We start from the raw sequence: 16,416 nt of genomic DNA, 5'->3' as shown, positions 1-16,416 counted from the left end.
AGCTTCGGGTCAAGATGTCATAAAACTACCTGATGTTTTCTTGAAAAGAAACACTGATTTTTCATGCATAAACAAGAAATGATAAACTGTCATCTTATGTAAATATAATAAAATCTGTAAGGAAGATTTGATTTTATTATATTATATCTATTTTCTAAATAGGTGAAAACAAATATCTATCATTATTTTTACGCTTGGTTTTTAAAAAATTTTTCTAAGGCAGGATCTCCATTTTCAGGAAGCATAATACGAACATGCACAAAAAGATCATCGCGCGTGCCATTTTTTAATGGCAATCCTTTACCTTTCAAACGTAAAACACGGTCCGAGCTCGACCATGCAGGTATCGTTAATGCTATACGCCCTTCTAGAGTTTCCACCTGCTCTTTTCCACCTAAGACAGCATTTTTTAAGGCAACTGGAAGATCAAGATGAAGAGCACGACCATCAACATGAAAACGTGGATGTTTTTTGATGTGTATTGTCACCAATGCGTCGCCAGCTTTTCCACGAGCTGAAGTTTCACCCTGTTCTTTTAGACGGATTGTTTGACCTTCTTCAACAAAGCTGGGAAGCTTAATTTTAAGCTTTTTTCCATTAGGGAAAACAGCTTCAACTTTATCTGCACCAACAATCTGTTCTAACGAAACGGTTAAATTTGCTCGTAAATCCGCACCTTTTTGAGCCGACCTTGCACGCTCCTGCCCACCAAAACCTGAAAAGCCATTTCTTCTACCTGCTGAACCAAATAAATCACGAAAAATATCGTTGGCATCAAAACCACTATCCCCAGATGAGCGGAACTCAAAATGGTCGGCACCACCCCCAAAAGGATTTTGTGCTCCTGAAAAGCCTTGGCCACCACCTTGAAACCCCTGATAAACGGGTTTGCCCTCAGCATCAATTTCGCCCCGATCAAACTGAGCTTTTTTATCTTTATCACCGACAATTTCATAAGCTTGATTAATTTCAGAAAACTTTTCTTTTGCTTTTTCATCGCCTTGATTATGATCAGGATGATATTTTTTCGCCAATTTGCGAAATGCCGATTTAATCTCTTGCGGCTTGGCAGTGCGCACCACACCTAAAACCGTATAGGGATCACGCATATTTATTCCTCTTTCCAGTCATCATTATATTAAGGTCAAGACCTCATGACAACTTAATGAATTTTTTTACTTTTAAAAAGTGCTTCATAGTATTGTACTTTATATGTCTATTGAAAAGCAAAAAAACCAGATGGCAACTGTTATTTTCTTATATAAATACATTATTCGTTGATCAAAAATATAATACTCTTCATTCAAAACGGTTAAATGCTGTCACTGCCCAAACTTGTGGAGCTATAAGGCATATCTGACCGTAATAAAGATGAGCACCATCATAGGTCGCACGTGTTGTTTGAAATTGACGGCATAAACGATCTCCATCATCGCGTTCCAGTATACCGCTGATAATACCTTGATTGCCCGTTTCTGCATTATCCCATGAAACAGAATCAGTCTTTAAAGATTGAGAATCCATTTGGGAAATTGTATCACGCACATGGCGCTGATCAGACACTATTGTTGGATCAGCTGGTCTCTCATCAACACCACCAATTGCGCCTGTAATGACAGAAGTATCAACATCATTGTGAGAAGGAACCGCCTGATTTTTAAAACCTGCAACAATGCAACCTTGCATTGATATAATGATCGTGACAAAAATAAAATAACAACTATATCGGCTTTTCAAATGAGAAAAGATATTCATACTAAACTATTTCTGTGCCCCCCATTATATGAACGGCACCTAATCTTTACGCAATACACAAAATGAGAAGTTATTATGCCCGATGAAACGTTAACAAGAGATGACTTTAGTTTAGAAAATGAACCTCTACCATTATTTTCTCAATGGTTAAACGATGCAACCAAAACAGAAATAAATGATCCTAATGCCATGTCATTAGCCACTGTCGATGAAACAGGGCTTCCTGATGTTAGGATGGTTTTATTAAAAGGTTATGACAATGATGGTTTCGTATTTTATACCAATTATGAAAGCCAAAAGGGACGTGAAATTCTTTCATCGATGAAAGCGGCTTTATGTTTTCATTGGAAGTCTTTACGCCGCCAAATTCGAATACGCGGGCTTGTTAAAGAAGTCACCACTGAAGAAGCGGATGCTTATTATCAATCACGACCAAGAGGCAGTAGGATTGGCGCTTGGGCATCAAAACAGTCGCGACCTCTTGAAAGTCGCTTTGCTTTGGAAAAAAAAGTGGCAGAATACACAGCGCGTTTTAGCATTGGTAAAATTCCGCGTCCGCCTTATTGGTCAGGATTTCGCATTCAGCCTTTATCAATAGAATTTTGGCATGACAGATCATTTCGCTTACATGAGCGTATTGTATTCACACGCCAAGATATTAGCGATGAGTTGTGGGAAAAAACACGTCTTTATCCTTAGGCTCAAGACGGCTCTATTTTATTGAAATGGTATGAAGACTTTTTTTGAAAAAGAAGAAAAATTTGAGAAAATTGAGGTATTTTAAGGTAGCTTAACAAAGGTACCAACAAAATTTCTCATACCCAAAGGACAAAAAACCGCCTCATTTTCCTTTTTCGAAAAAGCCCAAATAGAAAAAATATGATTCACTTTTTACTATTTTATTCATCCTTTTAAGGCGTTAAAGCTGCAGCAATAAGTCCTAAAAAAATCAAAGCACCAACATGAGTATTGGATTTGAACAATTTTAAGCACTGTGTATCATTATTAATATCAATACGAAAAATCTGCAAAAACATATGCATTCCTGCAGCCACAATGCCTAAAAAGGCGTACCAAGGCAGTGCTGCAAAATAAAAGGAAAGTGATGTGAATAATAGAAAGCCTCCATAAAGAAGGCTTAGTGCCCATGAGGTTTTCGCCCCAAACAGCCGCGCCGTTGAGCGCACCCCCACAAGGGCATCATCTTCCTTATCTTGATGGGCATAAATCGTATCATAGCCAATTGTCCATAATACGGCTCCGACATATAATAAAATAGGGGCAATGTCTAAAGCTTCATAAATAGAGGACCACCCTATTAAAGCACCCCAATTAAAAGCAAGACCTAAAAAAAACTGTGGCCAGTCCGTCACACGCTTCATAAATGGGTAGAGTGCAACAATGATGAGCGAAGAAAAACCTAAAAATATACTGAAGAGATTAAACTGTAACAAAACGAACAAACCGATTAGACATTGACAGCCCATAAAAATTTTAGCTTGAAGTCGACTTACCCTTTCTGAAGGCAAAGGGCGCGAACGCGTCCGCGCAACCATATTATCAATTTTATGGTCAACAAGATCATTCCATGTACACCCTGCCCCACGCATAGCGACCGAGCCGATAAAAAATAAAAAAAGGTACCAAATGATTGTCGGCATATGCGTAAGAAAAATATTTTCAGGCAATATAGGTGAACCAAGTGCTAAAAAAAGAGACCAAAAACATGGCCACATCAATAATTTCCAACCAATAGGTCGATCCCAACGGGCCAATTGCGCATAAGGCCAAGCCCAAACTGGTAACAATCGATACACCCAATGATGATACGGTGCATCTTTTACCCTGCCCTTCATAATAGAATCTGTGTGTATTGAAGAGGTATTTTCAGTGTGTTTCATCATACAGGCTCATATTTTACCTTGAAGCGAAGGGATTTCATTTCTATGACATAGGAACCTATTTACTCATCTTCTGCAATAGGAGCAAGCAATGAACGTTCTTCTAATCGGTTCTGGTGGTCGCGAACATGCTTTAGCATGGAAAATTGCAAATTCGCCGCTGTTAACAACTTTGTTTTGTGCACCGGGTAATCCTGGAACAGAAAAACTTGCCCAAAATGTTGAGCTAGATATAAGCAACCATGAAGATGTGGTAAAATTTTGTAAAGAAAATGCCATTGACCTTGTCATTATTGGACCAGAATCCCCTCTTGTTGAAGGACTTGCAGACCCATTGAGAACTAATGGCATTTATGTTTTTGGGCCAAGCAAGGAAGCCGCACGCTTAGAAGGATCAAAAGGATTTACCAAGGATTTATGTGCGCAATATAACATACCAACAAGTGCCTATGGGCGTTTTAGCAATGCAGAAGATGCAAAGCACTATATTCAAAAAAAAGGAGCACCTATTGTCGTGAAAGCCGATGGTATCGCTGCTGGTAAAGGTGTTGTCGTTGCAATGACCATTGATGAAGCACTGCAAGCTGTTGATGATTGCTTTAACGGTCATTTTGGAAATGCCGGTGCTGAACTTGTGATTGAAAATTTTCTTGTTGGCGAAGAAGCAAGCTTTTTTTGTCTTTGTGACGGACAAAGAGCTATCCCTTTTGGCACAGCACAAGACCATAAAAGGGTTGGTGATAGTGATAAAGGTGCAAATACGGGCGGCATGGGTGCTTATTCACCTGCACCCATTATGAATGAAACAATGATTGAGCGCACAATGCACGAAATTGTCGAACCAACGATAATGGGCATGAAAGAACGCGGAACACCTTTTTGCGGTGTTCTTTTCGTTGGGCTTATGATCACAGATAAAGGTCCTGAACTTATTGAATATAATGTACGGTTTGGTGATCCTGAATGCCAAGTTTTAATGATGCGTTTAAAAAGCGATTTACTTGAAATTGTTTTTGCCTGTGCCAAAGGTGATTTGAGCAATCATTGCGCTGAATGGAGCAATGATAAAGCGCTGACTGTTGTTATGGCAGCACAAGGATATCCTGAAACCCCCAAAAAAGGCAGTATTATTTGCGCGCTAGATAAAGCAGAGGCATTACCTGATATTGTAGTTTTTCATGCAGGTACAGCATGTAAAAATGGTGAATTAATTGCCAATGGGGGACGCGTTCTTAATGTTTCAGCGATAGGACATACAGTAGCGAAAGCACAAGAAAAAGCATATCACGCTGTAGACCAAATTGACTGGCCACAAGGTTTTTGTCGGCGTGATATTGGCTGGCGTGCCATTGCGCGTGAAAAATAATAATTTTATTGAAATAAGTTATTTTTTACTTGTCCTTTTGAAACATGACATTTAAGGAAGCGCGTCTTTGACGGATATATTTTAAAAAATATGTTTAAATTTTATATTAAATAAAAAAATGCATTTATTGTCATTTATGGGTAATTTCACGAGTAAAAATTCTACGTAAATCTTCAAGTTGTTGTTCACTCATACCATTTTCTGGCTCTTCATAGTCAAAAGCATGCTTGGGCAAAACATAAAACTTTTCCGCAGATATGAATAATGCGAAAAAATTATCAAATTCTTGCCAGTTATAAAACAAACGAAAAGGATAAGATCCTTTTATTTTATTGCTTGATAAAGCCACGGCGTTTTCATCCCATATCCATGTTTGTTTAAGGCAAAGTTGTTTATCGGAACGCATAAACTGACGCACCAATCGTGGCAAAATATAAAATCTCTTTAACGCATAAATTGCGCTGATGGTGATACCAAAAATAGCGGAAATGAAAAAAAGGAAAAGCAATAAAATATGAAAATTGAATACAGCACCAAAAGACCAAAATGCTGTTATCAAAACAAGACAAATGCACAACCACAAAAGAAGAAAAAAAGTTATAATTTTTTTGTTATTTTTTTTTATGCTAAAAAAATCGTGAAGCATCGTGAATGCTTCCTTTTCGCTCAACTGGAATGTCAATTTTCGTTTCATACATCCTCAAATTTCAATGCTATATGGGTATCATCGCTAAGAGTATCACACGCAAATAAACATCAAAAAAACCTTTCAATGTGGTTTTTTCGCTTTAAAAAGTAAAAAAATTTATATCATAAATCGTTTAAAAGCTTACTGCTTTGTATGCTGTGTTCAATTAAGATTAAATTTTTTTTTATCATCCTTTGTTAAGGATGAATATTCATCATCCTAACATAACTTGATTAGCAATAACCAAACGCAAGCCGAGCGAACGACCACGACATCGAAGATAAAAGTGTTTGCGTTGATAGTTATGCGGTGTTTGACCTAAAAATTGCTGCAAAGGAGAGCGATCTTTGACAGAAACATAAGACCCATCATCATTTATAAGCATCATAGGTAAATCATATATGTCAGACCAAAGACGCCAATCCATCAAGACATCATCAAGATCCCGCGAAACCAATAAAGGAATGCATTTATTGGTATCATCATGCAACAACTCTAATGAAACAACTTTGTGACCCGCTGGTGTTGTTGTCGCGCGTGCAATCACTGCTTTAAAATGTTGAATTGGCACTAATTGTGATATATGTTTGCCCTTTTGAATTGTTATAGATACACCCCCCTCATTAAGCGTACACATAACAACATCTCCAGTATCTGTTGCTGTGAAAGCCACATTTTGCGGTAAATGACACGGATCCAGTCTTAATTCTAATCCTGATTTTGCTTGGTTTGCCCATTGATTGGCCATAAAAGTCCCCAATATTTACGTTACTACGGGGTCAGTTTAACGCATTTTATTAAGCGGATTATTAAAAGGTTAGGTTAAAAAAGTATTGGCATAAATTATGGTTAGCAAATTACAAACACATCAATAAAAAACAATTATTTTTCTTCTCAATCATATTATCACCATAACGTGATCATTTTATTTTATAAAATTTTGCCGGGATTCATAATATTATACGGATCAAATAGTTTTTTGATGCCGCGCATAAGGTCAAGCGCGACAGGTGATTTAAAGGCTTTAAGTTCATCACGTTTTAATTGACCAATACCATGTTCTGCCGAAAATGCACCATGATAGCGCATAACCAAGGTATGAATACGATGATTCATGTCTTCCCATAAATTGAGAAAAGCCTGTCTATCGCTCTTTACAGGTTGAGAAATATTATAATGCAAATTGCCATCCCCCATATGGCCAAAACACACAGTACGGGCGCCTGGAGAGAGCTCTTGAACAATATTTTCTGCTTCAACGATGAAATCAGGAATTGATGCAATAGGTACTGATATATCATGCTTAATTGATCCGCCGAATTTTTTTTGTGCCGGTGACATATCTTCTCGCAGCTGCCAAAATATTTTTTGCTGGTTTAAAGATTGTGCAAGAACTGCATTTTCTATAATATCCTCCTCCAACGCCTCATTTAAAAATTCCTCCAAAGCATGTTTTGCTTCATCTTCGCTTTTTGTTGAGGATAGATCAATAAGCACGTACCATTCATGATCATTTTTCAATGGTGGGCGTATATTTGAGGCATAGGCTAAACTCATTTGCATACCAATTTTTGCCATTAATTCAAAACCCGTTAATAATGATCCAAGTTTTTTTTGCGCGTGAACAAAAAGTTCAAGTGCTTTATATGGAGATTTTAACCCGACATAAGCCACTGCTTTGCCTTTCGGCTTTGGAAAAATTTTCATAACAGCAGCGGTAATAATACCAAGAGTACCTTCTGCACCGATAAAAAGATCTTTCAAATCATAGCCACTATTATCTTTCTTTACAAAGCGCAAATCGTCAAGAATGCGCCCATCAGCCAGCACAACTTCCAAGCCTAAACAGAGTTCTCGACTATTACCATAAGCAAGAACACTTGTTCCGCCAGCATTTGACGACAAATTCCCCCCTATCTGGCAAGAGCCTTCAGAACCAAGCGATAAAGGAAAGTATCTGTCTTGTTCTTCAACTTTTATTTGTAACTTTTTTAAGATTACACCAGCTTCAACAAGTGCCATATTGCCTTCAACATCAATAGAACGAATGGCATTAAGACGTTCAAGTGATAAAATAACATGCTTTCCACTTTGATCAGGCAATTGTGCGCCAACCAAACCCGTATTACCACCCTGTGGAACGATTGCCGTTTTTGTGTTAAAGGCAAGTTTCATTATTTCAGATATTTGCTGTGTCGAAGAAGGACGCAAAACCAACGAACTGTCGCCAATAAAAAGCCCTCTTTCCTCTCTTAAATAAGGTGCAATAAAATCATCCGTCGTCAGCGCATTTTTGTGTCCAACAATTGATGAAAATTGATCAATCAAAGCTTTATCCATCAGCCTTATCCTCTTGGTGCCGCAGCTCTTTGCAAACGATCATTAATTGCTTCCCCCAAACCATAATTAGGAATGGGCTCTACAGCAATTTGCGCTATATTTTTTTGATCTAGTTCTTTTAAAAAATGAAAAAGATTGGTTGCCGCTTCCGTGAGATTTGCAGTTTTGCTGAGATTGAGCATCGCTATCGCTTTCTGGCTTTGTGAAATACGACTTTCACCAAAAGCCAAAAGTGCTTCTCCATCTTCAACCTGCTTCGCATTTAATCTGACTTTTGCAAGTGGCGCATAATGTGATTTAAGCATTCCTGGTGCTTCAATAGCGGTATGCTGCTCCATACGTTTCAATGGCATTTTTATAAGAGCTTCGATCTCTTCACTAATCACACCACCGGGGCGCAATAAAAATACACCTTCATGTGTGACCTTAACAATTGTCGATTCAACCCCCACTGATGCAGCACCCGCATCAACAATAAGGGGAATTTGATCGCCTAACATATCACTGACATCTTGTGCCGATGTAGGGCTTAAGCGCCCTGAAAGATTAGCACTGGGTGCGGCAAGTGGCACATCAAGTTGTGTGACAATATCAGCAAAAACACCTTGCGGTTGACGTATAGCTAATGTTGGCAAACCAGCACTGCTTAATGGATGAATAGTGTGTTCGTCTTTTAACGCTAAAACAAGCGTTAGTGGCCCTGGCCAAAAAGCATTCATGAGTTTTTGTGATATAGAATCAATATGAACAAATCTTTCAGCCATTCCTATTGAATTCACATGAACAATTAAGGGATTAAATTGTGGTCGCCCTTTCACAGCAAAAATTGAAGCCACTGCTTTGCCATTTGTTGCATCAGCTGCCAGACCATAAACAGTTTCAGTGGGCAAGGCTACGAGTTTTCCATCAGCTAGCAAAGCCACAGCCTTATCAATAGTTTTTTTTTCAACAGGCAAAATGGACATGTAATTTTTTTCCTAAGACTTTCGATTTAAAGGAGCAAAACTAAAGCGATGAAGTTCTTCAACTGCACCTTTTTTTATAAGGGCATCGCGGTGATATTCTGTCCCATATCCAGCATGACGATCAAACCCATAAACAGGATAAATCGAGCTTATACGTTCCATCATCCGATCACGTGTAACTTTGGCTATAATTGACGCTGCGGCAATCGACATTGAACGTTGATCTCCTTTTATAAGCGCCGTTGCAGGACAGTCCAAATGCGGCGGAATATCACGCCCGTCAATAAGGACAAAATCTGCTTTGATCGACAAAGAAAAAACAGCACGCCGCATTGCTTCTAATGCTGCCTTTCGAATATTGATCATATCAATAGTTTTTGCACTCAGACTACAAATAGAAACGGATAACGCTTTTTTTAAAATATCGTCATAAAGAAAATTTCGTTTTTTTTTCGATAATTTTTTCGAATCATTAAGGCCGATTGGTAAACGATAAGGATCAAGAATAACAGCAGCCGTAACCACGGGGCCAGCAAGTGGGCCGCGACCAACTTCATCAACCCCTGCTATTGCCTGAAACCCTTTTGATATCAAATGGATTTCAGATAAATAATCGGGCTTTAAAGAAGGCTTTAATGACAAGGGTAAATCGGTGATACTACGAGACATAATACTATTTTCGCATTACCACCGATTTTCCGCAAGCCCAACTATTTATGAGAAGAAAAAATAGTTGGTGGGCATAAGTTTTTCCTTATGAAAACAAGTTAAGCTGCTCTGCCTGTTGAAGTGGAGCACGAAATAAATCAAAATTAAATTTTATTCTTTTATCAGCAAACCCTATTTTTTTGACCGCCACATCAAAACGCCTTGCAATGAGTTGCGCCAAAGTTCCTTCCCCTTTCATGCGTGTCTTCCAATTGGCATCATAATCTTTGCCCTGACGCATGTCACGTATGGCATGCATGATACGCCGATAACGATCTGGATATTCTCTTAACAACCAATCTCGAAACTGCGGTGCAACTTCATAAGGTAACCGCAATATAGTATAGGAGGCATTCAAAGCACCATGATCTTTTGATGCATGTAATATTGTTTCAATTTCATGATCGTTTAAAGCAGGCACAATCGGTGCCACCATAACTGACACGGGTATATTAAGTTTTGTCAAATATTCTAAAGCCCACAAACGACGTTGGGGGGTGGCCGCTCGTGGTTCCATAGCACGAATGAGGTGGGCATCAAGACTTGTTATCGATATGCTTACATGAACAAGCCCTTTTTGCGACATTTGTTTTAAAATATCGCAATCTCGTGTGATAAGCGCCGATTTTGTGACAATCTGTACAGGATGATTGGCTTTATTCAACACCTGTAAGATCTCACGCATTAACTTCCATTTTTTCTCAATGGGCTGATAGGGATCAGTGTTCGTCCCAATCGCAATAACTTTTGGTTTATAACTTGGTTTTGATAATTCGCGTTCAAGTAAAGTCGCGCAATTGTGTTTTGCAAAAAGTTTAGTTTCAAAATCAAGACCCGATGAAAGCCCCATATAGGCATGAGAGGGTCGCGCAAAACAATAAACACAACCATGCTCACATCCTCTATAGGGATTAATTGAACGATCAAATGGTAAATCAGGTGATCGATTATGAGTAATAATATGGCGTGCTGTTTCAATTTGAACATTGGTTTTAAGCGGCGTTTCAACCTCGTCCTTTTCCCAACCATCATCAATCAAAACGCGACTATGAGTTTCAAATCGTCCTGAAGGATTAAGACTTGTTCCTCGCCCTTTTGCTTGTTTTTCAGAAACTCGCATCAAAGATTGCTTGATAAAACACTCTGCTTTTGAAACATCATGATCCCAAAAAGCTATATCATCAGCTTGATTTAACAGACCTAACAGATTCTGATCAATAATCGATTTTTTCATAAATTTCACTTATCAAACCATAAAGAACAAATAAAGAACATTTTATGAAAATATAAATTTCATATAAAAATTTGTTCTGCAATATGCGAATGTATCAAACGTTCTAAATGAAAATATTAAAATTATAATTGAACACTGCAGTAAAATGCTTAACTTTCAGCCAATGCAAAAAAACGTTAAAATGGCGGTTTTTTAATTTTTTCTATCATGACAGAAAAAAGAGTTTTCCTTATTTTTTGTATCAAACACTTAATTTTATCTCAAAAATGTGGTGAACGCGGTACCAACAAACTTATCGTTCTTTTAAGCGTGGTAGAAGCAAAACCAAATTATGCGGTTTTTGTCGGCTATCAAGTTCACCTTTTAAAATAAAATCCCACGCATCTTTGCACGCCCCAGTCGAACCGGGCAAACAAAAAACAAATGTATCATCTATCAAACCAGCAACAGCACGTGATTGAATGGTCACCATGCCAATCGTTTGATAAGAAACATGGTGAAACATAGCAGAAAAGCCGTCCATAACTTTGTCAAAGAGTGGCGTTACGGCCTCAGGCGTTACATCACGACCTGTAAAGCCTGTACCACCTGTCGTTATAATAATTTGAATATCGGGATCTTTTGACCATGCTTTAACCTGTTCAGCAATATCACTCACATTGTCACGAACAATACTACGCACTGAAAGCTTATGGCCTGCACTTTTTAAACGTGTTTCTAAAACATCGCCTGAACGATCCTGATCAATATTTCGCGTATCTGAAATGGTTAATATAGCAATATTTAATGGCTGAAAGGGAAGATTTTCATCAATTTCGTTTTTCATCATTGCTACTCAAAATTCTAAACACATTTCAAATTGTGCCAAGTGTTTTAATCGTTTTAACAAACCAAGTTGGATGTTTTTCTTTAATTTTTGACGCACTTGCACATGCCGCTCTCTTATCACCAAAAATTCCAAAACACGTCGCTCCAGAACCAGACATACGTGACAATTTTGATCCAGTTTGATCCAATAATGTTAAAACGTCTTCAAGTTTGGGTGCAACACTTCGTGCGGGTTCGTAAAGATCATTGCGCGTTTTTTTTAGGGCTTCAACCAAACTATCAACATGTTTTAAACATGAAATGTCAAGATTTAAAGGCGTGTTATTTTTATTTTTTAAGCGTTTAAATATTTCAGCTGTGGGAATTTCCTCCCCATGATTAACCAAAACAAGCCATAAAGGACATGCTTCATTTAAAAGTGTTAACTCTTCGCCAACACCTTTCGCAATTAAGGACTTCCCTGTCGTTAAAGCGCTTAAACACATAGGAACATCTGCCCCTAAAGACAAAGCAAGCTCTGACCAAATCTTATCCGAAGCTTTTAAACACCATGCATGCCGTAAAAGCTGCATAACGCCTGCGGCATCACCAGACCCTCCACCTAAACCAGAAGAAAGCGGTAGATTTTTTTCAAGCTTCAAAAAGGAAGGGCGATAATAATTTGGAAAATACGCAGTTAAACACTCACGTGCTTTTACAATGAGATTATGCTGGTTGTTCTTTAAATTTTTAGCATAAGACCCAGAAACACTCACCACATCATGATTGGATGGTGCATACGTGATTTTGTCACCATCAAGGCTAAAATAAACCAAGCTTTCAAGACTATGATAACCATCACTTTGTTGTCCAACAACATGGAGGGCTAAATTTACTTTAATAGGTGTATAAATTTCCATCGTCTTGCAAAAAAAACAACCACATGACAGCCCATGTGGCTATTTTTAACCCATAAAAATTATGCACAATCTACTTTTACAAGAAAGGACAGTTTAATCGCGCACAACCCGATATACGCCAGTTTTAGGATCTTGCACAAGAGTTCCACGCACACCGTTACGTTGTTCGGCTTCAGCACGTTTGACACGCTGTGCAACACGTTGCGATTCTCCCTTTAATGCGCGATAAAGATATAAAGCAGCCGCACAAATTAAACCATAAACAATTAATCTAATCATTTTTTTCCTTTCCCAAACCATCATATGGGCAAATTCTTTGATATTAACCTCAAAGTTTGGCGGATACGCATTTCTATAACGTAAACTAAAGAATTTTGTCACAGCCAAGTCAAAGAATAATTATTACTCTTAAACTTAAGCTTTTTTACGGCATAAGTCTAATATAATTAAAATTATAAACCATAACGCTGCCATAGACTCCGCTCTTCAGCTGCATTTAATGCGCCATCAATAGCACTCGTCACGAATGATGCCGAAACACCCGAAGGTGTCTTGCGCCCTAAAAACCCTTTGGAAGGTGCAATAAGATTCAGTTTTGCATCTTGTCCATAACGTTTTTTTATAACAGAGCGTATATCACCCAATTCATCGACAAGTCCAAGCTCCTTAGCTTTTGTTCCTGTCCAAAACATACCTGTAAATAATGTCTCATCATCCGCTAATTTTTTATCTCGGCTGTTCTTAACCATTGTTATGAAAGTATCATGAATTTCCAATTGTAATTTTTTTAAATGATCAATATCCGCTTTTTTCTCAGGTTGAAATGGATCCAAAGAAACTTTATTTTTACCAGCTGTATAAACACGCCGTTCAACGCCAATTTTTTTCAAAAGCTCAGGAAAGCCAAAAGAAGAAGATACAACACCAATAGACCCTACGATGGATGAAGGATCAGCAAAAATTTCATCACCTGAGCAAGCAATCATATATCCCCCTGAAGCTGCAACATCTTCTACAAAAACCAAAACTTTTTTATTATTTTCTTCTGCAAGGTCACGAATGCGACGATAAATCAAACGTGACTGAACAGGAGAACCACCAGGTGAGTTAATCGATAGGGCTACAGCGGGTGCGTCTTTTTCGCCGAATGCTTTTTCTAACACTGTCGCGCATGAGCCTAATGACAACGTTTGACGCAAAGGTGAAGAAGAATCCATAATCATACCTTGTAGCCGCACAACAGGTATCTCAACCGCACTTGATCGGAACCGACGGGGGATTAAACGTTTAATAAAACCGGCCAAAATAAGACTCCTCATAGTGTTTTAGATAGTGATCATATGATCTTCTATCGTCTATTCTTCTAACTTTTCATTTAAGATATAATTTTAAAACTGCAATATTTTATTAACGCAGATTACATGATTTATGGAAGATCCCATAAACTTAAAAGTCCATTATTAACATTATCAATTTTTGTCGTAAAACACTGCTCATCTTTCATGTGAATGATGAGTGAGGGAAGAATTTGAAGTGGTGCCTTGCTTGCTCGTCTTGCATGCACCAAAATGCGAATTGCAGGCTGACCATCACGTGGATGTAGAGCAATGATTTTTATATCACCAAAGCGTCCTTTCATAGATAACAAAATATGCTCAAGAGATTGAGGACGCGCAATTAAGCCTAAAAAACCACCGGGTTTGACAATTGCGGCTGCACAACGCAGCCAATCTTCAAACATTGTATCTTCCATAACATGCGCCTCAGCCTTTAAAACATCAGGGGTGCGGCGATCAGAAGAAAAATTAAAGGGCGGATTCATAACAGCAAAATCATACATATTATTCTTTAATCCCGCCTCAACTCTATAACGTCCTTTTAAAGTCACATCAGCTTGTAAAATACTAATACGCGTTTTTAAAATTTTGTTTTGCGACAGTGACAAACTTTTTTTCGCAAGCGCAAACATTACTGGCGAGCGCTCAACCAAAGTCACGTCTGTATTGATACATCGAGCTGCAACTGCAAAGCCTGCTGCACCTGCACCAGCACCAAGATCGACGACACGACCTTTAAATGAAGTTGGGACTAAGCCTGCCAAAATCATGGCATCCATACCTGAGCGATGTCCTTGACGTCGCGATTGCACCAGATAAAAACCTCCGCGATGAAATTCATCTAATGTTTCATTATCATGATGAATATCGACCATCACTTAATTCCTAATCAATCGATTTATTTCGTGCGCAATTCATGCGCTAATCCAACATCAATAATGATTTTTCGCGCCTCACTTTTACGCCTCTCATCAACCATAAGACGACGTTGTAAAAAGCCCATAGAGCCTTCAGCCATACTCGTATGACAATCAGCAATAAAATAAATAATATCCGCCTCTTTCATAAGACTTTCTACGAAAGACAATAAAACAATATCATTTGTGCGTATCAGTTCAATCATTGTTGATGTGTGCCATATCCCTCATTGATTATATAGCGCATTTTCAAAATATAAAATGTTTTCCAGATATTTTAGAGCAAAGCTTCTGTCAAATCAGAATGAAAGCTTGAGTCCTTTCAATGCGTTCTTTATGGTGCATGCAAATATAAATATGCTTTAGGAGTGAACACCTTGTTTGCCGCACAAAAAAAAGATCTAAAAAACCCTCAACAAGCGTCTATCCAACCTCTTATTGATCTTACACAAAACGATATGGACCATGTCAATCAATTGATTTTATCAATGGCAGGTTCTGATGTTGATATGATTCCTGAAATCTCAGATCATCTTATTTCTTCAGGAGGTAAAAGATTGCGCCCTATGATGACATTAGCCAGCGCACGGCTTTTTGGTTATGAAGGAAAAGGGCATATTCAATTGGCAACGGCTGTGGAGTTTATGCATACAGCAACCTTATTACATGATGATGTCGTTGATGAAAGCGATTTGCGGCGCGGCAAATCCACAGCCAGAATGATTTGGGGCAATCAAGCAAGCGTCCTTGTTGGCGATTTTCTTTTAGGCCAAGCTTTTAAAATGATGGTTGATGTAGGGTCTATGGATGCATTATCCGTCTTAGCCAATGCGGCATCAATCATTGCAGAAGGTGAAGTCATGCAACTTGCTGCCGCCAAAGACCTTGAAACGACTGAAGATAATTACCTTAAAGTTATTAATGCAAAAACAGCCGCTCTTTTTTCTGCAGCTGCTGAAGTCGGACCAATTATTGCAGGATTTGGAACAAACGAACGCAAAGCCTTACGCGAATATGGAAGCGCACTAGGATTAGCATTTCAGCTTGTCGATGATGCGCTAGATTATGGCGGCAGTGCAAAAAAACTGGGTAAAAATACAGGCGATGATTTTCGCGAAGGCAAAATCACAATGCCTGTTATTATCGCTTATGCTTGTGGCAATGAGCAGGAAAAAGCCTTTTGGAAACAATCATTAGAAAGGGGTGAAAATGATAATGACGCATTAGAGCATGCCCGCGCATTGATGCAAAAACATGGTAGCCTCGACAAAACAATTATTAAAGCACGCACTTACGGTAGCCAAGCAGCAAATGCATTAAATCCTATCAAGGATAATGCACATAAACAGGCGCTTCTTGAGGTTATTGATTTTTGCATTTCACGTGTCAATTAACAATTGGCAATTATCACTTTCATCTTTAAATTTGTTTTTTGAATTTATAAATAGTGTTTCATTAGAGTTATCGTATTGACTAAG

18 protein-coding genes are annotated in these 16,416 nt (G+C 38.3%); 3 read left to right on the top strand and 15 right to left on the bottom strand.

Annotated features, from left to right (window positions below; all coding sequences use genetic code 11):
• Positions 1-188: 188 nt before the first annotated feature.
• Entirely contained in the window at positions 189-1,109 is a 921-nt protein-coding gene (locus ME5_RS04630) for a DnaJ C-terminal domain-containing protein (RefSeq protein WP_008038892.1), read from the bottom strand.
• 190 nt (positions 1,110-1,299) lie between these two features.
• Positions 1,300-1,686, bottom strand: coding sequence for an RT0821/Lpp0805 family surface protein (locus tag ME5_RS04625; RefSeq protein ID WP_008038891.1), 387 nt, complete (start codon positions 1,684-1,686; stop codon positions 1,300-1,302).
• A 144-nt stretch (positions 1,687-1,830) separates the two neighbouring features.
• Between ME5_RS04625 and pdxH the strand changes: the two genes are divergently transcribed.
• Positions 1,831-2,454 carry a pyridoxamine 5'-phosphate oxidase gene (gene pdxH / locus ME5_RS04620; RefSeq protein WP_008038890.1) on the top strand — a complete coding sequence of 208 codons (624 nt, stop codon included), beginning with the start codon at positions 1,831-1,833 and terminating at the stop codon, positions 2,452-2,454.
• Positions 2,455-2,666: 212 nt separating this feature from the next.
• On the opposite strand, the gene ubiA is transcribed toward pdxH, so the two are convergent.
• Positions 2,667-3,656 (bottom strand): 4-hydroxybenzoate octaprenyltransferase, encoded by a 990-nt coding sequence (ubiA, locus tag ME5_RS04615; protein WP_035000263.1) that lies wholly within the window; start codon positions 3,654-3,656, stop codon positions 2,667-2,669.
• Positions 3,657-3,747: 91 nt separating this feature from the next.
• On the opposite strand from ubiA, the gene purD reads away from it, so the two are divergent.
• Positions 3,748-5,022 (top strand): phosphoribosylamine--glycine ligase, encoded by a 1,275-nt coding sequence (gene purD / locus ME5_RS04610; protein WP_008038888.1) that lies wholly within the window; start codon positions 3,748-3,750, stop codon positions 5,020-5,022.
• Between the two features lie 130 nt (positions 5,023-5,152).
• Here the strand turns inward: purD and ME5_RS10775 are convergent, their stop codons facing one another.
• From ME5_RS10775 to ME5_RS04550, 12 genes are all read right to left on the bottom strand, one after another.
• On the bottom strand, positions 5,153-5,428 hold the full coding sequence (locus tag ME5_RS10775; protein WP_245256492.1) for a YcxB family protein: 276 nt from the start codon (positions 5,426-5,428) through the stop codon (positions 5,153-5,155).
• Positions 5,429-5,924: 496 nt separating this feature from the next.
• A complete protein-coding gene (locus ME5_RS04600) occupies positions 5,925-6,458 on the bottom strand; it encodes a DUF6101 family protein (RefSeq protein WP_008038886.1) in 534 nt (177 codons plus the stop codon).
• A gap of 182 nt (positions 6,459-6,640) precedes the next feature.
• Positions 6,641-8,050 (bottom strand): FAD-binding oxidoreductase, encoded by a 1,410-nt coding sequence (locus tag ME5_RS04595; RefSeq protein ID WP_008038884.1) that lies wholly within the window; start codon positions 8,048-8,050, stop codon positions 6,641-6,643.
• 5 nt (positions 8,051-8,055) lie between these two features.
• Positions 8,056-9,015 (bottom strand): L-threonylcarbamoyladenylate synthase, encoded by a 960-nt coding sequence (locus ME5_RS04590; protein WP_008038882.1) that lies wholly within the window; start codon positions 9,013-9,015, stop codon positions 8,056-8,058.
• 12 nt (positions 9,016-9,027) lie between these two features.
• Positions 9,028-9,684 (bottom strand): ribonuclease HII, encoded by a 657-nt coding sequence (locus ME5_RS04585; protein ID WP_008038881.1) that lies wholly within the window; start codon positions 9,682-9,684, stop codon positions 9,028-9,030.
• Between the two features lie 85 nt (positions 9,685-9,769).
• Positions 9,770-10,957, bottom strand: coding sequence for a PA0069 family radical SAM protein (locus ME5_RS04580; RefSeq protein ID WP_008038880.1), 1,188 nt, complete (start codon positions 10,955-10,957; stop codon positions 9,770-9,772).
• 292 nt (positions 10,958-11,249) lie between these two features.
• Positions 11,250-11,786, bottom strand: coding sequence for a molybdenum cofactor biosynthesis protein B (moaB, locus tag ME5_RS04575; RefSeq protein WP_008038879.1), 537 nt, complete (start codon positions 11,784-11,786; stop codon positions 11,250-11,252).
• Positions 11,787-11,811: 25 nt separating this feature from the next.
• Positions 11,812-12,684 carry a 4-(cytidine 5'-diphospho)-2-C-methyl-D-erythritol kinase gene (locus ME5_RS04570; RefSeq protein ID WP_008038878.1) on the bottom strand — a complete coding sequence of 291 codons (873 nt, stop codon included), beginning with the start codon at positions 12,682-12,684 and terminating at the stop codon, positions 11,812-11,814.
• Between the two features lie 93 nt (positions 12,685-12,777).
• Complete coding sequence (locus tag ME5_RS04565) at positions 12,778-12,963, bottom strand: hypothetical protein (protein WP_008038877.1); 186 nt, start codon at positions 12,961-12,963, stop codon at positions 12,778-12,780.
• A gap of 173 nt (positions 12,964-13,136) precedes the next feature.
• A complete protein-coding gene (locus ME5_RS04560) occupies positions 13,137-14,003 on the bottom strand; it encodes a S49 family peptidase (RefSeq protein WP_035000267.1) in 867 nt (288 codons plus the stop codon).
• A 107-nt stretch (positions 14,004-14,110) separates the two neighbouring features.
• Entirely contained in the window at positions 14,111-14,896 is a 786-nt protein-coding gene (locus tag ME5_RS04555; protein ID WP_008038873.1) for a tRNA1(Val) (adenine(37)-N6)-methyltransferase, read from the bottom strand.
• A 23-nt stretch (positions 14,897-14,919) separates the two neighbouring features.
• A complete protein-coding gene (locus ME5_RS04550) occupies positions 14,920-15,144 on the bottom strand; it encodes a putative signal transducing protein (RefSeq protein WP_008038872.1) in 225 nt (74 codons plus the stop codon).
• Between the two features lie 171 nt (positions 15,145-15,315).
• Here ME5_RS04550 and ME5_RS04545 point away from each other — a divergent pair, with 171 nt between their 5' ends.
• Positions 15,316-16,332, top strand: a complete 1,017-nt coding sequence (locus tag ME5_RS04545) for a polyprenyl synthetase family protein (protein WP_008038871.1) — start codon at positions 15,316-15,318, stop codon at positions 16,330-16,332.
• Positions 16,333-16,416: the final 84 nt, after the last annotated feature.

This window comes from Bartonella tamiae Th239 (assembly GCF_000278275.1).
Taxonomy (GTDB): domain Bacteria; phylum Pseudomonadota; class Alphaproteobacteria; order Rhizobiales; family Rhizobiaceae; genus Bartonella; species Bartonella tamiae.
Note: the sequence above shows the minus strand (reverse complement) of the source record. Positions and strands in the feature narration are given on the sequence as shown.